The sequence below is a fragment of the uncultured Devosia sp. genome (genome assembly GCF_913055165.1).
In the GTDB taxonomy this organism is placed as follows: Bacteria; Pseudomonadota; Alphaproteobacteria; order Rhizobiales; family Devosiaceae; genus Devosia.
In genome coordinates this window covers 1-2,222 of record NZ_CAJXJS010000121.1, presented here as the reverse complement: position 1 = coordinate 2,222, position 2,222 = coordinate 1, and the positions used below count along the sequence as shown (strand labels likewise).

The following is a 2,222-nucleotide window of genomic DNA, read 5'->3' as shown; positions in this document are numbered from 1 at the left end:
ATCCCGGCGTTCCCGAGACGGCTTTCGTCTCAGTTTTTTAGTTTCAGGGACGATGGCCGTCTCGGGACTCCGCTCTTTGTTTCAGAACCGCGAGGCAGTGATGCCGGGCGGACCTTCGGCATGCCTCGCGCATTGCGGAACGCTCCTTGACACTTCGAGCCATGCCCGCAGGGCAAATCCCGGTCGCGGATCGCTGTTCGGCTCCATTGTGTTAGCGCCACGTGCCGCTCAGTTCTGCGTAGGAGTCGCCATCAGTTCCCAGACATTGCCTTCGCTGTCCTCAAAATAGGCTGAATAGCCCCATTCGGACTGCGTGCCGGGCGTAATGATGGCCCCGCCGGCGACCAGCACACGCTCGAGAATATCGTCCACCGCTTCCGGGTTTTCGGCCCGGTGCGACAGCACGAAGCCGGGCGTGCCCTCAAGGCTCTCCGGTTTGCCGGCGGTCTGGGCGATCTGCTCGCGCGGGAACAGCACGAAGGAGAATTTGTCGTCAAAGAAGAAGGCGACATGGTCCTCGCCCGCGCCGATCTGTTCGTCGGAAATATCGAACAGGGCGCGGTAGAAGGCAAAAGCGCGTTCCAGATCGTCAACGCCAATGGTGATGATGGAGATTTCGGGTTTCATGGTTCAGGCCTTGTCCGCGCCGGTGGAGAACAGGGCCTCGAACTGACCGTCCTCGATGCGCGCCGCCGCAATCACCGCCTGGGTGCGGCTGTCGACATCGAGCTTTTGCAGGATGGCCGAGACGTGGGCCTTGACCGTGGCTTCGGAAATGGAAAGCTCATAGGCGATCTGCTTGTTCATCAGCCCGTCGCTGAGCATCATCAGAACGCGCACCTGTTGCGGTGTGAGCGTGGCCAGCCGTTTCATCAGCGCGGTCTGTTCATCTTCACCGCCCAGGGTGGTGCCCGAGGGCACGAACACCTCCCCTGACAACACGGTTTCGATGGCGCGGCGGATCTCGGTGGGCCCCTCGGATTTGTGCAGATAGCCGGCGGCGCCCAGTTCGAACGCCCGGCGCACCACCGTCGCATCTTCGACCGCGGAGATGATCATCACCGGAATGTCGGGATATTGCGCCCGCAGCAGCAAGAGGCCGGAAAAGCCCCGCACACCGGGCATATTGAGGTCGAGCAGCACCAGATCGCAGTCGCGATCTGCGTCGAGGGCGGCGCTGAGGGAGTTGAGGTCTCCGGCTTCCTCCACGCTCACGGTGGCGTCACCACCCGACAGGGTCTGGCGCAGGGCCGCCCGGAACAGGGGATGATCGTCGACGATGATAATGCGGCGGCGCGTCATGAATCCGAACCTGTCCCCTGCCCTTTTAACCCAACCTGAATCGCACAGAATCCCGGCACTTGCCCTTGCATATTGCGGCAATGCTTAACGGGTTCTTTACCATGTTTTTACAACAGTGGCCGTCATACCTTCGTGTTGAATCGCGAGGGGTCCGTCTATTTCGACGAAGGACCTGTCATGCCGCGCGCCCACACCTTTCCCGACAGTGCCGATATGGCCCGCGATGCCGGCGCCGGAGAATGGCAGGCGCTTCGCGGCGAGTTGGTGGCGTTGCTCGACAAGGTCGAGAGCCATTATGGGCAGATCGAGGATGAGCCGCCGGCCCCGCCGGCCAGTGCCTTGGCGCAGCGCGTGCGCAATCTGCGCGACCAGGTGACCGGCTCGGAAGCCAGTACGCGGCGGCGCGAAGCCCTGCAGACCGTCAAGCGCGCCGTGGACCGTTTTACCGAGCGGGATACATCGCCCGTCGGGGCGGAGGAACCCGACGATCTCACAGCCGCCATTGCCGAAATCCGCAGCCGCCAGGGCGCAGCGCCGATGCCGGCGCCGATGCGCCGTGCCACCGACATGCCGGAAATCCGCGAATTGGGGGTGCTGGTCGGCACCATGAGCCAGCGGCTCGAGCGGCTCGAGGGCGAACTCAAGTCGCAGCGGTCCAGTGCCGGCCATGTGCGCGAGGTCGCCAGCCAGGTCGAACAGCTGACCCAGGTGGTCGAACTTCTCGCCGGTGCCGTCGGCGAGACCGGTCAGGTCAAGCGGCTCGAAGCACAGATTGCCGCCCTCGGGGCAATGATCGAGGAAGGTCCACGCAACGATCTTTCCATCCTCAACGCGCGGCTCGACGACGTTTCGACCACTGTGGGCAAGCTGGCCGAATTGCAGGCCCAGCAGATGGAGCGCGAAATCGCGCGCGACCAGCG

Annotated in this window: 3 protein-coding genes; 1 reads left to right on the top strand and 2 read right to left on the bottom strand. The window is 63.5% G+C overall.

Annotated elements, in window-relative coordinates:
* Nucleotides 1-228 precede the first annotated feature (228 nt).
* Nucleotides 229-627: a VOC family protein gene (locus QZ564_RS19155; RefSeq protein ID WP_297113567.1), complete on the bottom strand. Its 399-nt coding sequence runs from the start codon at nt 625-627 to the stop codon at nt 229-231.
* A gap of 3 nt (nt 628-630) precedes the next feature.
* On the bottom strand, nt 631-1,302 hold the full coding sequence (locus QZ564_RS19150) for a response regulator transcription factor (protein ID WP_297113565.1): 672 nt from the start codon (nt 1,300-1,302) through the stop codon (nt 631-633).
* Between the two features lie 177 nt (nt 1,303-1,479).
* Here QZ564_RS19150 and QZ564_RS19145 point away from each other — a divergent pair.
* Nucleotides 1,480-2,222, top strand: a 743-nt coding sequence (locus QZ564_RS19145; protein ID WP_297113564.1) for a hypothetical protein, incomplete at its 3' end; no start/stop codon positions are given.